The 15,083-nt window shown below is 71.0% G+C and carries 14 protein-coding genes; 6 read left to right on the forward strand and 8 right to left on the reverse strand.

Features of this window, described 5'->3' with window-relative positions:
* Positions 1 to 33: 33 nt before the first annotated feature.
* Positions 34 to 777, reverse strand: a complete 744-nt coding sequence (locus ACF09C_RS29955; protein WP_392095976.1) for a VOC family protein — start codon at positions 775 to 777, stop codon at positions 34 to 36.
* 95 nt (positions 778 to 872) lie between these two features.
* On the opposite strand from ACF09C_RS29955, the gene ACF09C_RS29960 reads away from it, so the two are divergent.
* The 3 genes from ACF09C_RS29960 (at position 873) to ACF09C_RS29970 (ending at position 2,979) form a co-directional block, all read left to right on the forward strand.
* Positions 873 to 1,313: a hydrolase gene (locus ACF09C_RS29960; protein ID WP_392095978.1), complete on the forward strand. Its 441-nt coding sequence runs from the start codon at positions 873 to 875 to the stop codon at positions 1,311 to 1,313.
* Positions 1,314 to 1,420: 107 nt separating this feature from the next.
* Positions 1,421 to 1,828: a YciI family protein gene (locus ACF09C_RS29965; RefSeq protein ID WP_392095980.1), complete on the forward strand. Its 408-nt coding sequence runs from the start codon at positions 1,421 to 1,423 to the stop codon at positions 1,826 to 1,828.
* A gap of 8 nt (positions 1,829 to 1,836) precedes the next feature.
* Positions 1,837 to 2,979 (forward strand): RNA polymerase sigma factor, encoded by a 1,143-nt coding sequence (locus ACF09C_RS29970; RefSeq protein ID WP_392096071.1) that lies wholly within the window; start codon positions 1,837 to 1,839, stop codon positions 2,977 to 2,979.
* Between the two features lie 29 nt (positions 2,980 to 3,008).
* Here ACF09C_RS29970 and ACF09C_RS29975 read toward each other — a convergent pair whose 3' ends face one another.
* On the reverse strand, positions 3,009 to 3,704 hold the full coding sequence (locus tag ACF09C_RS29975; protein ID WP_392095982.1) for an MOSC domain-containing protein: 696 nt from the start codon (positions 3,702 to 3,704) through the stop codon (positions 3,009 to 3,011).
* 273 nt (positions 3,705 to 3,977) lie between these two features.
* Between ACF09C_RS29975 and ACF09C_RS29980 the strand changes: the two genes are divergently transcribed.
* Positions 3,978 to 4,274, forward strand: coding sequence for an antibiotic biosynthesis monooxygenase (locus ACF09C_RS29980; protein WP_392095983.1), 297 nt, complete (start codon positions 3,978 to 3,980; stop codon positions 4,272 to 4,274).
* Between the two features lie 66 nt (positions 4,275 to 4,340).
* On the opposite strand, the gene ACF09C_RS29985 is transcribed toward ACF09C_RS29980, so the two are convergent.
* The gene (locus tag ACF09C_RS29985; protein ID WP_392095985.1) at positions 4,341 to 5,381 is read right to left on the reverse strand and encodes a VWA domain-containing protein; all 1,041 of its coding nucleotides are present in this window, start codon (positions 5,379 to 5,381) and stop codon (positions 4,341 to 4,343) included.
* 201 nt (positions 5,382 to 5,582) lie between these two features.
* Here ACF09C_RS29985 and ACF09C_RS29990 point away from each other — a divergent pair, with 201 nt between their 5' ends.
* Complete coding sequence (locus ACF09C_RS29990; protein ID WP_392095986.1) at positions 5,583 to 6,815, forward strand: serine hydrolase domain-containing protein; 1,233 nt, start codon at positions 5,583 to 5,585, stop codon at positions 6,813 to 6,815.
* 55 nt (positions 6,816 to 6,870) lie between these two features.
* On the opposite strand, the gene ACF09C_RS29995 is transcribed toward ACF09C_RS29990, so the two are convergent.
* From ACF09C_RS29995 to ACF09C_RS30005, 3 genes are all read right to left on the reverse strand, one after another.
* The gene (locus ACF09C_RS29995; protein ID WP_392095987.1) at positions 6,871 to 7,434 is read right to left on the reverse strand and encodes a hypothetical protein; all 564 of its coding nucleotides are present in this window, start codon (positions 7,432 to 7,434) and stop codon (positions 6,871 to 6,873) included.
* Between the two features lie 36 nt (positions 7,435 to 7,470).
* Entirely contained in the window at positions 7,471 to 7,923 is a 453-nt protein-coding gene (locus ACF09C_RS30000) for a hypothetical protein (RefSeq protein ID WP_392095989.1), read from the reverse strand.
* Between the two features lie 210 nt (positions 7,924 to 8,133).
* Positions 8,134 to 8,784, reverse strand: a complete 651-nt coding sequence (locus tag ACF09C_RS30005) for a DUF4360 domain-containing protein (protein ID WP_392095991.1) — start codon at positions 8,782 to 8,784, stop codon at positions 8,134 to 8,136.
* 471 nt (positions 8,785 to 9,255) lie between these two features.
* Between ACF09C_RS30005 and ACF09C_RS30010 the strand changes: the two genes are divergently transcribed.
* Complete coding sequence (locus tag ACF09C_RS30010; RefSeq protein ID WP_392095993.1) at positions 9,256 to 10,365, forward strand: PP2C family protein-serine/threonine phosphatase; 1,110 nt, start codon at positions 9,256 to 9,258, stop codon at positions 10,363 to 10,365.
* Between the two features lie 7 nt (positions 10,366 to 10,372).
* On the opposite strand, the gene ACF09C_RS30015 is transcribed toward ACF09C_RS30010, so the two are convergent.
* Positions 10,373 to 12,889: a SpoIIE family protein phosphatase gene (locus ACF09C_RS30015; protein WP_392095995.1), complete on the reverse strand. Its 2,517-nt coding sequence runs from the start codon at positions 12,887 to 12,889 to the stop codon at positions 10,373 to 10,375.
* Positions 12,886 to 15,060 carry a SpoIIE family protein phosphatase gene (locus ACF09C_RS30020; RefSeq protein WP_392095996.1) on the reverse strand — a complete coding sequence of 725 codons (2,175 nt, stop codon included), beginning with the start codon at positions 15,058 to 15,060 and terminating at the stop codon, positions 12,886 to 12,888. Before ACF09C_RS30020 ends, ACF09C_RS30015 begins: the two co-directional genes overlap by 4 nt.
* Positions 15,061 to 15,083: the final 23 nt, after the last annotated feature.

The following is a 15,083-nucleotide window of genomic DNA, read 5'->3' on the forward strand; positions in this document are numbered from 1 at the left end:
GTCGTCCGGAGGGGCGGCCTCCGCCCGGGCGCGTCAGGGCAGGGCGAGGACGCAGAACTCGTGACCCTCCGGATCGGCCAGACACGTCCACGGCACGTCGCCCTGGCCGATGTCGAGGTCGGTGGCACCGAGCGCCCGCAGCCGGTCCACCTCCGCCGCCCCGTTGTCACCGGGATACGGCAGCAGGTCGAGATGGACCCGGTCCGGCACGGTCTTCCCGCCGGGAGTGCGGAGAAACTCGAGGAACGGGCGGCCGGCCCCCTGGGCGGACCGCAGCGTGGCGCCCCCGTCCGTGACCTCACGCACCTCCCAGTCGACCGCCTCACCCCAGAACCGGGCCATGGCCCGCGGATCCGCGCAGTCGACCACCACGGCCGCGATCGGCCCGGTGTCCTCGTAGACCTCCCTAGGCTCCAGCACACAGAACTCGTTGCCCTCGGGATCGGCGAGCACCGTCCACGGCACCGTCCCCTGGCCGATGTCGACGGGCGTCGCGCCGAGTCCCATGAGACGCGCGACCAACTCGGTCTGATGGGCCGCGGAGGTGGTGGCGAGATCGAGATGGACCCGATTCTTCACCGCGCCCTTGGGCTCGGGCACGGGAACGACATCGATACCGACGACGACCGGATCGGGCCATACGAGACCCCCGGCGGGCCCGACGTACGTCGTCACCCCGGGGCTGTACGCGGCCCACCCCAGCGCCTCCGCCCAGAACCGCCCGACCGCCAAGGGGTCACGAGCCTTGATGTTCACCTGCACAGGTCGCAGCGCCATGCCGGCGATCCTATGCGCGTACGAAGGAGACCACCGGGACCGGACCGGCGCACGACCTGCGCACGACGGGCCGCCGACCGCGCCATGATGCGGCCATGGAATCCTTCCTCTCCCGGCTGCCGACCGACTTCTGGACCGTCCCGCACGTCGGTGCGCGCTTCCCCGGATCGACGGCGGTGACCGACCGGCCCGGCCTCGCGGCAGGCGCCAACTGCCAACTGTTCGCCTACGAGGTCCTCGGCCACTTCGGGCTGCCCGTGCCGCCCCTGCGCTCCAGCGACCTGTGGCACGACACCACGGCCACGGTCCACGTGCCGACCCCGCTCCCCCTCGACCTGCTCCTTTTCAACGCGACAGCGGACCCGTACGGCGCCCACGTCGGCATCGCGGCCGGTCCGGACGAGGTCCTCCATCTCAGCGCGGAGGTGGGTCATCCGGTGGTCTGGAAGCTGGCCGAATTCGCGACACGGCCGCGCTACCGCGTCCTGATCGGCGCGAAGAGGGTCATCGCTCCGGCCGCGTCCGCGACCGCCTGAGGAAAACCCGAGAAAAGTCGGACGGTCATGTCGAGAACCCGAGTCCGGCTCCGTCCCCGGTGTGAACGCGACCACAATGGGCCGCACGCACACCAAGGAGAACCACCATGGCGAAGTACCTGCTGCTGAAGCACTACCGCGGCGCCCCGGCGGCGGTCAACGACGTGCCGATGGACCAGTGGAGCCCGGCGGAGATCACCGCACACGTGGAGTACATGAACGACTTCGCCGCCCGCCTGGAGAAGACCGGCGAGTACGTCGACGGCCAGGCGCTCGCGCCGGACGGAGCGTGGGTCCGCTACGACGGCGAGGGGCGCCCGCCGGTCACCGACGGACCGTTCGCGGAGACCAAGGACCTCATCGCAGGCTGGATGATCATCGACGTCGACAGCTACGAGCGCGCTGTCGAGCTGGCCGGGGAACTGTCGGCCGCCCCCGGCGCGGGCGGCAAGCCGATCCACGAGTGGCTGGAGGTGCGCCCGTTCCTGGCCGCGCCGCCCACCATCACGGAGTGACCTCACCGATGGACGAGCTCCTGCTCAGGAGCCTCACACCGAGCGTGCTCACCGTCCTCGTCCGCCGCGGAGCAGATTTCGCGGCGGCCGAGGACGCCGTTCAGGACGCCCTGGTGGAGGCGCTCCGCGTCTGGCCGGCCGATCCTCCGCGTGATCCGAAGGGCTGGCTGGTCACCGTGGCCTGGCGCAAGTTCCTCGACGCGACGCGCGCCGACACGGCCCGCCGCCGGCGCGAGGACCGCGTCGAGGAGGAACCGCGACCCGGGCCGACGCCCGCGGTGGACGACACCCTCCAGCTCTACTTCCTCTGCGCGCACCCCTCGCTCACCCCGGCGTCGGCGGTCGCCCTCACCCTGCGCGCCGTCGGTGGGCTGACCACCCGCCAGATCGCCGAGGCCTATCTCGTACCCGAAGCGACCATGGCGCAGCGCATCAGCCGGGCCAAGCGCACCGTCTCCGGCGTGCGCCTCGACCGGCCCGGCGACGTCGCCACCGTGCTGCGCGTCCTCTACCTGGTCTTCAACGAGGGATACTCCGGCGACGTCGACCTGGCCGCCGAGGCCATCCGCCTCACCCGGCAGCTCGCGGCCCGCATCGACCACCCCGAGGTGGCCGGCCTGCTCGCTCTCATGCTCCTCCACCACGCCCGGCGCGCCGCCAGGACCGCACCCGACGGCAGCCTGGTGCCGCTCGCCGAACAGGACCGCGGCCGGTGGGACACAGCGCTGATCGCCGAGGGCGTCGTGATCCTCCAGGCGGCCCTGGCCCGCGACCGCCTGGGCGAGTTCCAGGCCCAGGCGGCCATCGCGGCCCTGCACGCCGACGCGCCCACCGCCGAGGAGACCGACTGGGTGCAGATCGTCGAGTGGTACGACGAGCTCGCGCTGCTGACCGACAACCCGGTGGTCCGGCTCAACCGGGCCGTCGCCGTCGGCGAAGCCGACGGACCGCGCCCCGGCCTTGCGGCGCTCGCCGCACTGGACACCTCCCTGCCCCGCCACGCCGCGGTGGCGGCCTACCTCCACGAGCGGGCCGGCGACCTGGCGACGGCGGCACGGCTCTACGCCGAGGCGGCCCACAAGGCCTCCAACCTCGCCGAGCGCGACCACCTCACACGCCAGGCGGCCAGGCTCAACGCCCGCCGGAGGTGACGACGGGAACCCCGCTGCCTGAAGAAACCTCAGGCCACGACGTAGGGCGCCCCGACGATCCAGCCGCCGCGCACCGGCTCCGGCCACTCCTCGTCGGTCAGGCGGACTTCGTCGCCCTGGGTGACGGTGCCGGGGGACGCCACCCAGCAGTCCAGCGCGAAGGTGCCGTCGTACAACCGGTGGATGTCGCGCAGGACGGTGTGGTCACGTTCGCCCGTGTCGGGATCGACCGTCGTCATGACACAGCGGGAGCGCAGCTTCAGCACACCGATGACGGCGTCGCCCATGCGCAGCGTACGGCCGGGCCAGTCGCGCTCGGCGAGGCCGGGTACGCCGCCGATGACCAGGTTGGACCGCAGCCGGCGCGGGTCGTGACCGAGGGCGTCGGCGGCCCCGTCGGTGATGACCGTCAGGTTGAGGACGTCGAAACGCTCCCTGCCGGTGTAGTACACCGCCTCCGCGTCGGGACCGGCCGCGCCGCGAACCAGCTCGCCCGCCTCGGGGCTGTCCCACGGGTGCCCGTCGACGAGCACACTGCCGTCCGCCGCCGTGGTCGCCGACAGGCCGAGCAGCCGGGAGCGCACCCGGGCGGTCAGCAGACCGCGGGAGTCCCGGACATGGATGTGGCGATCGCCGGTGAGACCGTTGTCCGTCAGCTCGACGCTCTTGAGCTGTTCCCCGCGCATGGACTTGACGGGGAACCGCCAGATTTCTCGAAGGTACACGTGAGTCTCTCTCAGGCCCCGGACCGGAGCCGTCGGACGGAGCGGGGGAGTGTATGGGGTGCGTGGTGCGACACGCGGTCATTGTCGTCGTGGCCGGAGGCCGGACCCAGTACGTCCCAGGTCATCGATGGACAACTTCTGGCCAAGCCCGGGTGAGGTGGGAGGTGGGAGGTGGGAGGTGACAGCGGAACCCTGATCTCGGGGCGGGGCGGGGCGGGGCGGGAGGGCCGGAGAGCAGGACATCCCGTAGGACCGTATGACACTCTGACGGTCATGATTGTGAGGGTGAGTGAGGCGCGTGTGCGTCCTGAACGCTTCGACGCGTTCCGGGACATGATCGTTTCGGCGGTGCGGGAGTTTCCCGACCGGTATCCGGGTCTGGTGGACCACGAGGTGCTGCTCGCGCCGCCCCACTCACTTCTGTACGTGAGCCGTTGGCGCGGTGAGGAGGACTTGGTCCACTACGCCGGCGAGAAGTGGCGTGAGCAGCCGGTGGTTCTGCCGGGTGAGGACGAGTATCTGCTCGAACCCCTTCGCGTACGGCACTTCGAGCAGGATTCACTGTCCTGACCCGCCCGTCCGCCCGTCCGGCTCGGTCTCTGTATGGACGGGGGACGGGCGGACCGTGCCCGGCTGTCAGATCATCAGCAGGAGCCGCGTCCGGGCCACGAGCTTCCGGTTGACGCTCGTGCTCTGCACGAAGATGGTGAAGTCGTCGTTGTGGTCCGGCTTGACGCGTACCTCGGTGTTCGGCAGGCCGAGCAGCGCCCGTGCCTGCGGCCCCGTGTAGACCCGGTCCGTCTTCTTCTCCAGCACGGCTATCTGCTTCCCCGCCTGGACCTTCTCCGGCTTGCTCAACTGATAGAACGCACCGCCCGTGCGATAGGTGTGCCCGCATTCGACGACCCACTCACGGATACCCGCGTCCCGTGCCACCGGGATCAGCTGGTACGCCGACGGCTTCACCGGCGTCAGGCCGGCCGCCTTGATGGTCTCCTTGTTGACGGCGTCCGCGCCCGTGGAGAACACCGCCCGAGATCCCCGGATGCCCTTGGCCCGGCCCACCATGAACTTCTCGGTGGCCTCCCGGATGACCTGCCCGGCCTCCTCGAGACCCTGAGTGCTCGTGGCGTCCCAGATCGCGATGTTCTCCTTGGGGAACCCGCACTGCATGGCCTCGCGCTTGCCCATCTGGTCGGGCACGAGGACGGCCAGCGTCCAGTTGTCCTCCTGCGTACCGATCATCTCGGACACGGCCCTGACCAGCTCGCGCGGATCCTTGGAGGGAACGCCCGGGCTGCGGTGGCTCGCGTTCTCCTGGCCGTCGGTCAGGACGAAGGTGAGGAAGCTGTGGTCGCCGTACAGCTGGGCGGTCTGTGCCAGCTCTCGCTGCGACTTCAGGGCCGCCGCCAGCAGAGCCGTCATCCCACCGGCTCGGTAGAGCTGCTTCAGGGACGGCATCCGCAGCACGTCCTTGTCGTAGATGACACAGTCGACCGTGTCCGCGAAGACGTAGACCGTGACGCGGGTCTCCTGCTCCAGCTCCCTGGACCGCCGGGCGAGGTAGGCGATCTGCTGGTCGGCGACCTCGACGACCTTACGGCTCAGGTGTGACATGGACGAACTGGCGTCCAGCACCAGAGCGACGTGATTGATGTAGTTCTGACTTCCCGACATGGCAGCTCCCCGTGCAGCGGCTTGATGTCCTCACGGTCTCACCCACCACTGACAATCGATCTCGGCTCCGGTACCCGAGCCCCGTCCCCGCGGGCCCACCGAAGCCACCGCGGCGGGGCGGGAGGCTGCGCCGTATGGACCATCGGGCGGGCACGCCGCGACGGCTCGTCCGATGCTGGGTCGGACCCCCCGACCGGGTGCATGACCACCCGGCATCGCCGTGAAGGAGCCCCCGTGCCGGCACATGCTCGAGACCGATCACGCTCGCACGTACGACGGCGCCTGTCGGCGGCCGCCCTGGCCGCGTCCGCAGTCGCCGCCCTGGTCCAGCCCGCGCACGCGCAGGCCACGGGCACGCCGCCGCCACACCCGGACAGCGCCCTGCAGAAGCAGCTGGACGACCTCGTCCGTACGGCCGGAGGCCCGCCCGGAGTGATTGCCGTGCTGCGCCGGGACGACCGGACGGCGGTCTACCGTGCGGGTGTCGGCGACACAGAGACCGGCCGACCGCCCCGTGCCACCGACCACATGCGGATCGCGAGCGTCGCCAAGGCCTTCAGCGGAGCGGTCGCCCTGCGCCTGGTGGACCGCGGCAAACTGCGCCTCGACGACACGATCGGCGAACTCCTGCCCTCGCAGCCCACTGCCTGGCACCAGGTGACGCTGCGCCAGCTGCTCAACCACACCAGCGGGCTGCCCGACTTCTCGACGGCCCCGGCGTTCGTCGAAATCCTGCAGGAGGACCCCCGGCACCACTTCGACTCCCGCCGGCTGCTCGACTTCGTCGCAGGTCAGGACCTCAATTTCCCGCCAGGATCGCGGTACGAGTACTCGAACTCCGACAACATCGCCGTCGCTCTGATGGCGGAGGCGGTCACGGGCGAGCGCTACGAGCGGCTGCTCGACAAGCTCGTGTACCGGCCCCTCGACCTGCGGCGCACCAGCCTGCCCCAGGGCTACCGCATGCCCAGGCCGTACCTGCACGGCTACGACGTGACGCCGCCCGCCCCGCCGGAAGACATCAGCGAGGTCCTCAGCGCGTCGGGCGTCTGGGCCTCCGGCGGCATCATCTCGACACCGAACGACCTCAACGCCTTCATCCGCGCCTGGTCCGGCGGCCCCGGCTTCCTGTCCAGGAAGACCCGCGGCGAGCAGCGGACCTTCCTCCCCGGCGCCGCCTCGGAGCCGGCCGGACCCGGCGTCAACGCCGGCGGACTGGCCATCTTCCGCTACCAGACACGGTGCGGCACGGTCTACGGCCACACCGGCAACTTCCCCGGCTACACCCAGTTCGCGGCCGGCACGGCGGACGGCAAGCGGTCGATCACCTTCTCGATCAACACCCAGACCAGCAAGACCATCAAGCCGGAACTCCTCGCCAAGGTCCGCGCGATCCAGGAGGACTTCGTCTGCGCCCTGCTCCGACGCCACTGATCGCAGCACAGCTCGCCTTCCCCCTCGTCCTGGCGGGCGAGGGGGAAGGCGACGCTCAGGGCTTCTTCGGGACGTCCTTCACCGAGGTCGGGCCGAGCTGTGTGGCGCTGGCGTACTCCGGCATCGTCATGGGCTGGTCGAAGAGGAAGAACGACTGGTTCGTACCGACCGTGAACTCCATGTACACGCCGGTGGTGGCATCGAATCCGTAGTACGCGTTGCAGGTGGAACCCGTCGAGTACGTACCGTCCATCCCGGGCTGCGGCAGCACCGCCTTGCCCTCATTGGTGTCCTCGAGCCGCTCGGTCGGTGTGAGCATCTTGCAGCGCGGAACGGGCAGGCCCTTCATGACGAAGTACCCGTACTCGCCCCTGGCGTTCTGGATGTAGACGTACGACAGCTTGCCCCGCTTGCCCCAGGTCTTGACCCACTGGTTGATCGCCTCACGCGTCGGCGAGTACTCCATGTGGCCCGCCGGCTGCTGCGCCACGAGGTGGTTGTAGCCGTCCTGCTTGGCCTTGGTCTCCCTGTCCTGACTGGAGTCGGAGCAGGCGGCGAGTCCGAGCCCGAGGGCGAGCGCCGAGAACGCGGCCGCGGCGGCGCGCGCGATCCTGTGCATGGTGGTGGTCTCCTTCCCGGTGTCGGTTTCCCGAGGTCAGTGGGTGGCCGTGCAGGTCGTCTTCTCGGCGCCGGCGTCGAGCCGAGGGGGCAGGTTCCTGTCGAGGAACGGGGCGCGATGCTCTTGGGCGGCCTTGGAGTTGTACTCGTTGACCGACTCGAGGCGGGAGGCCCGCAGGGCGGTGACCGACTGGTCGATCTGGCTCTTGCGCGCGGTCGACGCCGTGCCCCGCTCCTGCTGGAGGACCTGGATCGTCCCCTCGGCGTTCTGTACGGCCTCGCACAGCCCGAAGAACTCCTCGTAGGTCGTCAGACGGAACGCGCCGGACCCGACCGTGTCCTCCCGTTCCTCGAGCTCACCGCGGAACGGTGCGGTGATCCACCCGGCGCCCCCGAACACGAACACACCGATCACATAGACGACCGCAAGCCCGAGGACCCCACCGACGGCCCACACACCGAATCGGACGCCCTCTCGCGCATCTCCCATGACCTTGCCCCTCTTCTCCGGTGACCGCCGGGAACCTGGAACTGTCGCTCGGTAACTCGCGTGCTGTAGAGGATTGTTGAACGATCCCCCGAAGGGTGCAACCCTTCGCGCACGCCCAATGTCCGGCGGACGGCCCGTCAGGAGCGGTCGGCGCAGAGAGGCGCCCCGGACGAACAGAAGGAATGTCCGTCCGGGGCGCCGGGGTGTCAGCTACTTCGTGGGGCAGGGCTTCCACGCGAGGTGGTAGACGGTGCTGATGTCGCCGTCGGTGGAGTCCATGGTCATGTAGCTGGTGTGGGCCGGATTCGAGGTGCCGGGGTTCACCCGGATCTCGGTGTTGATGTTGAAGTTCCGCTGCACGCCGCAGGGGGCCCAGACGAGCTGCGCCCAGTCGGTGGTGTCGGTGGCCTGCCAGTTGTCCTCGTAGGGTCCTCGGAAGGTGTGGGTCCGCGACGCGGTGTTCGGTGATCCCTGGAAGTAGTACGAGGCCTTCTCGGTGCCGCTCGCGCCGGGCCGCAGGGAGGCGTAGCCGCGGTAGTCGGCGCTGGCGATGGCGTAGGTGAAGCCCTGGGGCACGTGGACCAGCAGGTTGAGCTGGCAGTTCTGGCGGGCGGCGGTGGGGGAGGAGTTGCCGCCGGCCTGCGCGATGTACTGGCTGTAGGTGACGGTGAAGGCGGTGTTGTCCTCGGAGACGGCGATGGCGGCGGTGCCCAGGGGACAGCCGGAGCCGTTGACCGTGGCGATGTCGATGACGATCTTGTCAGGGGGCGGGTCGGTGATCGACGCAGGACCTGCCTGCGCGGGCAGTGCCGAGGCGAACAGAGCGGCGACCGCTCCGCTCACGAGCAGGGGGACTCGCATGGTTTCTCCCATCCGGTGCTTCGGGTACCGGGCGCGGACGGACGCGTGAACGCGTCCCGCTCGCCCGGCCGGGGGGTGCGGCGCGCCACGGAGTCGGGCGGGCCGTCACGGACCTGCTGCGGTGGATCGAGGAGCTGGTGTCGGGGGAGGCGGGCGCGCGGCCTCCCGGGGCGCCCCACCGGTGTGGGCGGGGGTGGTCGAATGCTAGAAGCCCCGCCACCCGAGGACAGGACAGCGCCCGGCCAACAACCACCACTCGAACGCACCCCTCTTTGGCGCGGAACGGCGGGTGCCGCCTCCTGCACCCCGCACGTCGCATGAGCCCCACATGTCCACGAGGGGCGGGGTGTGCGGACCGTCCCTACGCGGCTCAGTGATCGGCCTGTGGGGCGTCGGGCTCGGCCCGGTTAGGCGCGCGGGGCACTGCTCACCAGAGCGCTACGTCCCCTTTGTGTGGATATTCTGACTCTTGTGAGCGAGTCTGGACGGTTGCGGCTCCGTCGGCGCTTGGGCCGGGGGTGGTTCGTGCGGCTGTCGCCGGTCTTCCTGACCGTCGTGATCGCCAGCCTGGCGTACGCCACCCCGCCGGAGATGGCCTTCAGCCGCCTCCTGCCGGCGGCACCGGCCCTGGCCGCCTCCATGTGGCCGGTCCTGCCGACCGTCCTGCTCGGCACCGTCTGCCTGCTGCTGATGATCGGTCTCAGCCTTGTCTTCCCCGACCTGGGGACATGGTGGACCGCGGCGGGAATCATCGCGGTCACGGTCGCCGCCGCGTACGGGAGCCACGTACGGCTCCAGCGCGAGCGGACGCTCTTCCAGGTACGGCTCGTCGCCGACGCGGCGCAACAGGTGGTGCTGAGCCCCATGCCGCGTCGCTTCGGCAGGGTCGAGATCGAGTCGCTGTACCTCGCAGCCGCCGCGGAGGCCCGCATCGGCGGTGACTTCTACGAGGTGGCCGAGACGCCGTACGGGGTCAGGCTCCTCATCGGTGACGTCCGAGGCAAGGGCCTGCCGGCCGTCGGGGCGGCCGCCGCGATCGTCAACGCCTTCCGGGAGGCGGCCTACGGTGAGGCCGACATGGTCGACGTGGCGCGCAGAATGGACGCCAGCAGCACCCGCTACAACGCCTCCTTCCCCCCTGAGGGGCCGATGGAGCGCTTCGCCACCGCCCTCCTGGTCGAGATCCCCCACGAGGGCGGACGGATCAGCATCCTCAACTGCGGACATCCTCCGCCCCTCCTCCTCAACCGGGGCGAACTCCGTTCCCTCGAGTCCACCGACCCCTCACCCCTGCTCAGCCTCGCGGGGCTGATCGGTGACCACTACACTGTCGACACCTTCGACGTCGCCCCCGACGACCTGCTGCTCCTCTACACCGACGGGATCGTCGAGACACGGGCCCGCGACGGCGAGTTCTTCCCCCTGACGGCCTGGATGCGTCGACAGCCCCCGACACCGCCCCGCGCCCTGCTCAGGGCCCTCCACCGCGACCTCCTCCGACACAGCAGGGGACGCCTCGACGACGACATCGCCGCCCTCGCCGTACGGCTGGGCGGGTCCGGGGGTACGGCGCCCCGCTGAGCGCATGTCAGCCGGCGTCGGGCGGCGGCAGTTCCTGTTCGGTCCAGATCGTCTTGCCGTGGTGGTCGTAGCGACTGCCCCAGCGGGTGGTGAGTTGGGCGACGAGGTAGAGGCCGCGCCCCCCTTCGTCGGTGAGGTGTGCTCGGCGCATCCGTGGGTGAGTGGCGCTGGGGTCGGACACTTCGCAGATCAGTCGGTCGGTGTGGATGAGTCGTATGTGGACAGGTCCGGTGGTGTAGCGGATGGCGTTGGTGACGAGTTCGCTGAGGATGAGTTCGGTGGTGAAGGCGAGCTCTTGGAGTCCACATGTGTGGAGGTGTGTTGTCGCGGCCTGTCGGACGGTGGCCACGGCTGCGGGGTCGGCTTCGATGGTGAGGTCGGCCGTGTGGTGGGCCGGTATGGCTCGGGTACGGGCGAGGAGGAGGGTGAGGTCGTCCCCGAGCCCGGGGGCGGGATGGTCGGTGACGATGTCGCGGCCGACGTCGCGCAGGGGGCGTGTGAGGGTGCCGGGTCGGCGCAGGTGGTTGGCGAGTTCGGCCATGCCCGTGTCGAGGTTGCCGTGGTCGTATTCGATGAGTCCGTCGGTGTAGAGGGCGATGACGCTGCCAGGGGCCAGCTCGACCTCGGTCGCCTCGAAGGGAAGGCCTCCGATTCCCAGCGGTGGTCCGGGGTCGATCGGCAGGTAGGACACGTTCCCTTCCGGATCCGTCACCGCGGGTGGGGGGTGGCCGGCGGACGCCACGACGCATCGGCGGGTGACGGGGTCGTAGACGGCGTAGGCGCAGGTCGCGCCAGTGGCGGAGGAGATGGGGTGGTCGTGCCACGCCCCGTCGGGGTCGTCGTCGGATGAAGGGTCGGCGGACTGGCCGGGTGTCTGCTCGGGTTCGGCGGACAGTTGGGCGACGAGGTCGTCGAGGTGGGTGAGGAGTTCGTCGGGTTCGAGGTCGAGGTCGGCGAGGGTGCGTACGGCGGTGCGGAGTCTGCCCATGGTGGCGGCCGCCGCGAGGCCGTGGCCGACGACGTCCCCGACGACGAGTGCGATGCGTGCGGAGGAGAGGGGGATGACGTCGAACCAGTCGCCGCCGACGCCCGTGGCCGTGTCGGCGGGGAGGTAGACGCCGGCTGTGGTGGCCGCTGGGGTGTCGGTCTGGGCGGGGGGCAGCATGCTGCGCTGGAGTCCGACGGCGGCTCGGTGTTCGCGTGTGAAGCGGCGGGCGTTGTCCAGAGCGAGAGCGGCGCGGTCGGTGATCTCGCGCAGGAGGTCCTGTTCGGCCGGTTGATAGGGGCCGCGCTCGGCTCGGCGGCCGACGGAGACCCGGCCGAGGACCGTGCCGCGGGCGCGGAGCGGGGCCGTCAAGGTGAACGGGTGCCCGCCGGACTGCGCGTCGGCGCCGCCGCTGTGGTCGCTTTCGGTGCCGGTGCCGGTGCCGGTGCCGGTGCCCGTGTCCGTGTCGGGGTGGGGTGAGGCGAGGTCGGTCGTGGGCACGGTGGTGAGGACGGCCGTGGGTGCGGGGAGGCTGCTGCCGGTGGCGGGGTGTCCGGCGACGGCGGTGCGGCGCAGCAGGAGTCGGCCGTCGCGGTCGGGCAGGGGCTCCTCGCCGAGTGATACGGCGTCGGCGATGTCGACGATCGCGATGTCGCCGAGGCCGGGTACGAGTGCGGCGGCGAGTTCTCTGCCGGTGTCGGCGACGGAGAGTGAGCGGCCGACCGAGGCCGTGGCGTGGTGGAGCAGCGCGAGGCGTTCGCTGGAGCGGCGGAGCTCGGTGACGTCGGTGAACAGCGCGGTGACTCCGAGGACCTGCCCGTCGGGCGCCTGCAGCCGGAAGGCGGAGATGGTGATGATCACTCCCGCGGAGGGGTCCTCGACGGTCCGCAGGATCTGCTCCGTGCCGATGAGTGGCCGGCCGGTCCGCAGGACCTGGCGCAGGTGTTCCTCGACGGCCGCCGCGTCCTGAGGCCACAGGAAGTCGGCGAGGCGTCGGCCCTGCAGGTCGGAGGGGACTCCGGTGTAGGGCAGTAGGTGGGTGTTGGTTCGCATGAGGTGGAGTTCGGGGTCGAGGACGGCGAAACCGACCCTGTCCTGGAGGAAGAGCTCCGCGACGAATGCCTGGTCCTGGTGCCAGCGGGTCGCCAGTGAGGCCGGGGCGGCCAGGAGGAGGCACTCGGCCATGGTGCCGGTCTCGCCGGTCTCGTCGGGGACGTGGGGAGCCTGGGCGTCCTCGGGGCCGTTGTGGAGGCGGAATGCCTGGAGGATGACAGGCAGGTCCTCGCCGTGGCCCGTGCGCAGTACCGCTTCGCCGCGCCGTCGACCGCGGGCGTACGCCTGGGCCAGTGCGGTCCAGGACGCCGGGTCGGCCAGCAGGGTGCGGGCCGGGCGGCCGATGACGTCCTCGGCGGAACGGCCGAGCAGCGCGTGGGCCTCGTGGGTCCAGCCGCTGATTCTTCCTTCGGTGTCGAGCACGGCGCCGGCGGTGTCGTGGGTGAAGGGCGGGAGGCTGTCGTCGGCCGGGCGGGTGTCGTTCACGGGGCCGCCTCCGTCCCACTGTCCCGGGTTGCTCGGTTCGCCGTGTGCGCTGTGGCTGTGCTCGCCGGTCTGTCGGTCCGGGCGCGGGCGATCAACAGGGCGACGTCGTCGTGGTCACCGGGGTGTCTGAGCGAGCCGAGGAGCAGGTCGCAGGTCTCCTCCAGGGGGAGGTGACCGGAAGCGGTGAGGAGGTCGGTCAGGGCGGTCAGGCGGACGTCGATGTCCTGGTCACGGGTCTCGACCAGCCCGTCGGTGTAGAGCAGGAGTTCGTCGCCCGGGGTGAAGGGGATCTCCTGGGTTTCGAAGGGAACGCCACCGACGCCGAGGGGCGCGCCGGTGGGCAGGGCGAGGAGGCGGGGCGGCTGGTCCGCGGGTATGTGGACGGGCGGAGGGTGGCCGGCGGCGGCGAGGCGGCAGTGGTGGCGGTGTGGGTCGTACACGGCGTACACGCAGGTGGCCATGGCGTCGTCGAGATCGGTGGCGGTGCGGTCCAGGTGGTGCAGGACGGTGGCGGGCGGGAGCCCGAGGCGGGCGAGGGTACGGGCCGCGGTGCGCAGTTGCCCCATGGTGGCGGCGGCGTTGATGCCGCTGCCCATGACGTCGCCGACGACGAGGGCGGTGGTGCGGTCGGGCAGGGGGATGGCGTCGAACCAGTCGCCGCCGACTTCGATGGCGGCGGAGGCCGGCTGGTAGCGGTAGGCCACGTCGAGACGGTGGAGGTGGGGCGGGCTGTGGGGGAGCAGGTGGCGTTGGAGGGCGAGGGCGGCCTGGCTCTGGTGGCGGTACCAGCGGGCGTTGTCGATGGCGACGGCCGCACGGGCCGCGAGTTCGCTGGCGAGCTGGACGTCGTCGTCGTCGAAGGGGGCGGGGTTGCGAGTGCGTTTGAGGTCGAGGACGCCGAGTACGGCGCCGCGGGCGCGGAGGGGGACCGCGAGGTAGGAGTGGATGCCGGCGTGGCGCAGAAGGGCTGTGGCGGGGGCGTCGCGGGCGATGCGGGGCAGGTCGCTTTCCGTGACGTGGGCGACGAGGACGGGCCGGCCGGTGCGTGCGCAGTGGGTGACGAGTCGTTCCGTCTCGTAGCGGGCGGGCGTGCCGACGGGGTCGGCCGCCTCCAGGGCGGGGGTGGCGTAGGCGGCCTTGACGGCGAGGGCGCGGAAGACCGCGGGCCCTGGGGTGGCGGTCTTCGCCCGGGGACGTGGGCCGGTGAGGATGTCTTCGAGGACGTCGACGGCGGCGATGTCGGCGAGGCCGGGGACGACCAGGTCGGCGAGTTCGCGGGCGGTGAGGTCGAGGTCCAGGGTGGTGCCGACGCGTTCGGAGGCGTTGGCGATGACGGTGAGGCGGCCCTTGGCGCGGGCCGCGGCCTGGGCGGCGTGGTACTGGTCGGTGATGTCGACGATCGAGGCCGCGACGCCGATGACGAGCTGGCCGGGGGTCTGCAGCCGGTAGAGGGACACCGACCACACCGGCGCTCGCCCGTCGGGACGGGCGGGCCCGCGCAGGGTGTGGGACAGGACGGACTCCCCGGTCGCCAGGACCTCGCGAAGGGCCCGCTCGAGCGTGTCGATGTCCGGTGAGGCCAGGGTCTGGCGCGGGGTGCGGCCCAGGTGGGCGCCGGCGGGTCGGCCGTCGATGTGCTCCAGGGCGGGATTAACGAGGACGAAGCGCAGATGGGGGTCGAGGACGGCGAGCCCGAGGGGGGAGTGGGTGACCAGGTGTGCGGAGAGGGACAGGTCGCGTTCGACGCGCCGTACGGTGTCGCGGTCGGAGGCGAGCATGAGGGCGTAGAGCCGGTTCTCGTCGTCCTGGAGGCGGGTGTTGCGGAATTCGACCAGGAGGGTGTGTCCGTCTCTGTGGCGTACGGGGAAGACCCCCGCCCAGGGTCCGCCGCCGGCCATGACGTGCTCGAAGAGGGTCTGTACATGGTGTCGGTGACGGTCGGAGACCAGGAGGTGGGCGGCCGGGCGGCCCAGTGCGTCGGCGGCGCGATATCCGAAGACGGTTTCGGCGTGGGGGCTCCACAGGACGATGCGACCGGTCGCGTCGAGTACGACGGCGGCTACGCCGAGTGTGTCGAGGAGGCCGCCGCTGTCCAGGGCCGTGCCAGATCCTCTGCCCGTGGGGTCCGGGCCCGTGGGGCCCGGGCCCGGGGAAAACGCCGACGCGCTCATCCGGACCGTGTCCCTCCTCCGCC

This window comes from Streptomyces sp. NPDC014870 (genome assembly GCF_043081505.1).
In the GTDB taxonomy this organism is placed as follows: domain Bacteria; phylum Actinomycetota; class Actinomycetes; order Streptomycetales; family Streptomycetaceae; genus Streptomyces.

Excerpts from the sequence above, each read along its gene's own strand:
- ACF09C_RS29985 (WP_392095985.1), bottom strand. The coding sequence starts at position 5,381 with ATGTCGGGAAGTCAGAACTACATCAATCACGTCGCTCTGGTGCTGGAC.
- ACF09C_RS30005 (WP_392095991.1), bottom strand. The coding sequence starts at position 8,784 with ATGCGAGTCCCCCTGCTCGTGAGCGGAGCGGTCGCCGCTCTGTTCGCC.
- ACF09C_RS30020 (WP_392095996.1), bottom strand. The coding sequence starts at position 15,060 with ATGAGCGCGTCGGCGTTTTCCCCGGGCCCGGGCCCCACGGGCCCGGAC.
- ACF09C_RS29980 (WP_392095983.1), top strand. The coding sequence starts at position 3,978 with ATGATTGTGAGGGTGAGTGAGGCGCGTGTGCGTCCTGAACGCTTCGAC.
- ACF09C_RS29970 (WP_392096071.1), top strand. The coding sequence starts at position 1,837 with ATGGACGAGCTCCTGCTCAGGAGCCTCACACCGAGCGTGCTCACCGTC.
- ACF09C_RS29960 (WP_392095978.1), top strand. The coding sequence starts at position 873 with ATGGAATCCTTCCTCTCCCGGCTGCCGACCGACTTCTGGACCGTCCCG.
- ACF09C_RS29965 (WP_392095980.1), top strand. The coding sequence starts at position 1,421 with ATGGCGAAGTACCTGCTGCTGAAGCACTACCGCGGCGCCCCGGCGGCG.
- ACF09C_RS29995 (WP_392095987.1), bottom strand. The coding sequence starts at position 7,434 with ATGCACAGGATCGCGCGCGCCGCCGCGGCCGCGTTCTCGGCGCTCGCC.
- ACF09C_RS29955 (WP_392095976.1), bottom strand. The coding sequence starts at position 777 with ATGGCGCTGCGACCTGTGCAGGTGAACATCAAGGCTCGTGACCCCTTG.
- ACF09C_RS30000 (WP_392095989.1), bottom strand. The coding sequence starts at position 7,923 with ATGGGAGATGCGCGAGAGGGCGTCCGATTCGGTGTGTGGGCCGTCGGT.
- ACF09C_RS29990 (WP_392095986.1), top strand. The coding sequence starts at position 5,583 with ATGACCACCCGGCATCGCCGTGAAGGAGCCCCCGTGCCGGCACATGCT.